This is a genomic window from Micromonospora sp. 4G55 (genome assembly GCF_016803375.1).
Genome location: NZ_JAEVHN010000579.1, coordinates 1 through 3,870, shown reverse-complemented (window position 1 = coordinate 3,870; position 3,870 = coordinate 1). Strand labels below are relative to the sequence as shown.

Annotated in this window: 4 protein-coding genes and 2 pseudogenes; 3 read left to right on the top strand and 3 right to left on the bottom strand. The window is 73.3% G+C overall.

All coding sequences use genetic code 11. From position 1 onward, the window contains the following. Together JNW89_RS30250 and JNW89_RS30245 are read left to right on the top strand one after the other, a co-directional pair. Positions 1 to 450 (top strand): annotated as a pseudogene (locus JNW89_RS30250) (hypothetical protein); the annotation flags it as partial. Continuing rightward, the gene (locus tag JNW89_RS30245; RefSeq protein ID WP_238451674.1) at positions 447 to 1,319 is read left to right on the top strand and encodes a PP2C family protein-serine/threonine phosphatase; all 873 of its coding nucleotides are present in this window, start codon (positions 447 to 449) and stop codon (positions 1,317 to 1,319) included. The pseudogene JNW89_RS30250 and the gene JNW89_RS30245, both read left to right, overlap by 4 nt. 7 nt (positions 1,320 to 1,326) lie before the next feature. On the opposite strand, the gene JNW89_RS30240 is transcribed toward JNW89_RS30245, so the two are convergent. The 3 genes and pseudogenes from JNW89_RS30240 to JNW89_RS30230 all read right to left on the bottom strand — a co-directional run bounded on the left by JNW89_RS30240 (position 1,327) and on the right by JNW89_RS30230 (position 2,995). After that, positions 1,327 to 1,725 carry an ATP-binding protein gene (locus JNW89_RS30240; RefSeq protein WP_238451673.1) on the bottom strand — a complete coding sequence of 133 codons (399 nt, stop codon included), beginning with the start codon at positions 1,723 to 1,725 and terminating at the stop codon, positions 1,327 to 1,329. A gap of 176 nt (positions 1,726 to 1,901) precedes the next feature. Beyond that, a pseudogene (locus JNW89_RS30235) lies at positions 1,902 to 2,084 on the bottom strand (STAS domain-containing protein); the annotation flags it as partial. 194 nt (positions 2,085 to 2,278) lie between these two features. Continuing rightward, on the bottom strand, positions 2,279 to 2,995 hold the full coding sequence (locus JNW89_RS30230) for an alpha/beta hydrolase (protein WP_238451672.1): 717 nt from the start codon (positions 2,993 to 2,995) through the stop codon (positions 2,279 to 2,281). Between the two features lie 130 nt (positions 2,996 to 3,125). Between JNW89_RS30230 and JNW89_RS30225 the strand changes: the two genes are divergently transcribed. Continuing rightward, positions 3,126 to 3,728 carry a dihydrofolate reductase family protein gene (locus JNW89_RS30225; protein ID WP_238451671.1) on the top strand — a complete coding sequence of 201 codons (603 nt, stop codon included), beginning with the start codon at positions 3,126 to 3,128 and terminating at the stop codon, positions 3,726 to 3,728. Positions 3,729 to 3,870 lie beyond the last annotated feature (142 nt).

Below are 3,870 nucleotides of genomic sequence, written 5' to 3'. Positions count from 1 at the left end.
TATCCCGGCATGGGTCGGCGGCGTGCTGTGGCAGGCGTACCACCGGGTGCTGGCCAGCGGCGCGCGGCCCGGGTGCCGGACTTCCGGTACGAGGGCAAGCAGGCGGGCGTCATCGCCGACTCGCTGTTCGACATCAGCGTGCAGCGGGTGCTGGGCGGCCTGCTGGTGTGGTGGGAACGGCTCGACGAGCACCAGCGCCGGATGGAGCGTACCGAGCTGCTGGGCAGCCTCGGCTGGGCGGAGTACGACCTGATCACCGGCCTCAGCGAGTGGTCGCCCGGCATGTACCGGATCTTCGAGCGTGATCCTTCGCTGGGCCCGCTGTCGCGCGCCGAGCAGTCCGCCGCGATCGTCCCCGACGACCACGGGTTGCGGGAGGCCGCCTGGCAGACGTTGGACAGCGGAGCGGCGTCGGACGTCACGGTGCGCTTCCGGGCGGCCCGTCGGTGAAGTACCTGCGCATCCTCTCCGACGTCGCCCGGGACGCCGACGGCGCGCCGGTGAAGGTCTACGCCGTGGTGCAGGACGTGACGGCCCGGGTGGACTCGCGTACCGCCATCGAGCGGCTCAGCGACCAGCTGCACACCCGGGAGCTGACGGCGCTGGCGGAGCACCGCCTGGCCCGGCAGTTGCAGAACCTGATCCAGCCGGTGCCCCGCGAGCCGGTCCCGCTGGCCGGCCTCGAGGTGCTCGTCGGCTACCTGCCGGCGGAGAGCGCCGTGCAGGTCGGCGGGGACTGGTACCACGCGCAGACGTTGCCCGACGGGCTGGTCGCGCTCGCCGTCGGCGACGTCGCCGGGCACGGCCTGGAGGCGGCCAGCGGCATGGCGCACCTGCGGTTCGCGCTGGTCGCCTGGCTCTCGATCGGCATCCGGGACCCCGGAGCGCTGCTCGGGCACATGAACCGGCTCTGCGGGCAGTTGAAGATCACCGCAACCGCGGCGGTCGCCCTCTACGACCCGGCGACCCGATCGCTGTCCTGGGCGCAGGCGGGCCACCTGCCCCCGTTGCTGGCGCGCGGCGGGACGACCGCCGAACTCGACCGGCCCGCCGGAATGCTGCTGGGCGCCGACGCCGACTCGACCTACCCGGTCGTCACCCCGCGGCTGCGCGCCGACGACCTGCTGCTCTTCTACACCGACGGGCTGGTGGAACGCCGGGTCGGCGACCCGGTCGACCTGCTCGGTTCGGTGATGCGGACGCTGTGCGACATCTCCCGTGACCCCGACGCACGGTCCCTGCCGCGGCTGCGCGACGTGCTGCACCAGCCCAGCCCGGAGGACGACACCTGCACCCTGGCCGTGCGCGTGCTGCGCTGACCCGTCCTCAGAGGCGGAACCGGAGCCGCACCACCGTCCCGGCCGGGGTGGGCTCGACGGCGACCTCGTCGCAGATCCGGGCGACGATCGCCAGCCCCCGACCGCGGATCGCCTCGGCGGTGGGCATCTCGCGGACCACCGTGCGCGGTCCGCCCTGATCGACGACATCGCAGACGAGCTGGCCCGCCTCGGCCCACACCCGCACCAGACCGCCCCCGTGGGTGTGCTGCAACGTGTTGGTCGCCAGTTCGCTGACCGCCAGCGCGAGCAGCTCCACCCGGGCAGCCGGCAGCCCCCGGGCCAGGGCCCGGGAACAGACGAACGCGCGTACCTGCACCAGGTCGTCGGCGTGCGCGTACGGCATCGTGGCGACGGCGGAGGACGGGGTGGCGGGACGGTCAGACATCGTCGTCCTCCACCGGCCGGCGGGCCGTCACCGCGGGTCCACGCCGTCGTCGGTGGGCGGTCGCAGCAGGTCGGCGACGCCGGTGATCGCCAGGACGTTCGCGACCGGCCCGCGGGCGTTGACCACGTACAGCCGGCCGCCGCCGCGCGGGCCGCGTGGTGGGCGGTGACCAGGCCGTGGATGCCGGTGGAGTCGAGGAAGTCGAGCGCCCCCGCGTCGACCAGCACGACCTGGGCGCCGGCCACGGCGGTCAGCAGCGCGGCCGTGAGCTCCTCCCGGGCGGCGAGATCGCACTCCCCGGCGAGCCGCACCACCGCCCGCCCGGGTTCGCTGGACGTCGTCGCCTCGAAGCGCGCCATAGGGCAGCTCATCCTTCCCCGCGCGGAGCAGTCGGCCGGTTCGCGCACATGATGTCACCTCGCCGGCGAACGTCGCGCCCAGCGCGACAGCCGATGTTCCGGCGCCGGGACACCGGGCGGCGACCTGGCCGCTGGTGACCGCCGCCGGGGTGGTTCCGACGCAGGTGGGAGCGGGTGGCGACCGGTCCCGCGGGTCAGCCGGCCGGCTCCAGCCAGGCCACCGCCCGGCGCACGGTGGCCTCGGGTACCTCGTGCCCACCGTCGAACTCGTCGTAGGTGACGTCGTAGCCGAGGGTCTGCAGGCGCGGCACGAGGGTCCGGCTGCACCGGTCGATCGGCAGCACCCGGTCGGCGGTGCCGTGCGAGACGTAGACGCGCGGCGTGCCGTGGGTGAGCAGCGGGGCGGCGAAGCCGGGGGAGAAGGCCAGGACGGCGTCGAAGACGTCGCCGTTGATCAGGCCGATCGACAGCGCGTACGACGCGCCGTCGGAGAACCCGCCGATCAGCATGCCGGCGATCGGGTAGCCGGTGACGATCTCCTGGAGCACCCGGTCGATCCGCCGCACGTCGGGGCCGAAGCCGACACCGATCATGTCCCAGGTCGCCGCGCCGGACTGCGGCGCGACGAGCAGCAGGCGTTGGTCGTCGGCGACCGGCAGCATCAGCTCCAGGGCCTGCCGGGGTGACCCGCCGGCGCCGTGCAGCAGCAGGGCCAGCCGGTACTGGCCGCCGTCCGCCGGCGCCGGCACGTAGGCCTGCGCGACCAGCTCACCGTCCGGTGCGTCGAACGACACCAGGCCGGTGCGGCCGGTGGCGGCGACCGGTGGACCCGGTCGCACGCTCAGGCGGCCGTGCCGGGAGTTCTCCTCCGGCTGCTCGTGCGGTCGGGCGGTCTCCGGGGTGATCGGCATGGGTGCCTCCGCGTCGTCCGGGACTGTCCGGCGGGCTACCCGGTCCGGCGCGAAGCAATCCCGCCCCGGCGGGGGAAGTGGTCCGGCGTGCGTAAGGGCGCCTGAAGCGAATCGTAAGCGGGATCCGGCAATGTTCTGGGTGTCACCGGAGAGCACCACCGACAGCCAGGAGATCCCGATGCGCAAGCTCATCAACTCGACCTACATCACCCTCGACGGCGTCATCGAGAACCCCATGTGGACCATGCCGTACTTCGACGAGGAGGCCGCCGCCTTCGCCGCCGGGCAGACCGACGAGGCCGACGCGCTGCTGATGGGTCGGATCACCTACGACGGCATGTCCGCCGCCTGGCCGACCCGGGACGAGAGCGACCCGAGCACCGGCGCCGCCTACTTCAACAACGTCAAGAAGTACGTCGCCTCGACCACCCTGACCGACCCGACCTGGAAGAACAGCGAGGTGCTGCAGGGCGACCTGATCGAGGAGGTGACCCGGCTCAAGGCGCAGGACGGCAAGGTCATCCTCCAGTACGGCTTCGGCTCGGTCACCACCCAGCTGATCGCGGCCGGTCTGCTGGACGAGGTCCGGTTCTGGATCCACCCGGTGCTGGAGGGCGGCGACAGCGTGACGGCACCGCTGAAGGACTTCAAGGCGTCGTTCGAGCTGGTCGACACGAAGGTGCAGCGCAGCGGCGTGATCATCGCCTCGTACCGGCCGAAGGCGGCCCGCTGACGGACGCGCTCTTCAGCTGGGCCCGGGCCTCGCCCGGGCCCAGCTTGCCGCCCTCGGTGACCAGCGCGTCGAAGCGGTCCCGGCCGAGGGCGGCGACCAGCCGTACCGTCACCCGGTCGGTCTCGTCGCGCTCCGCCGGCGC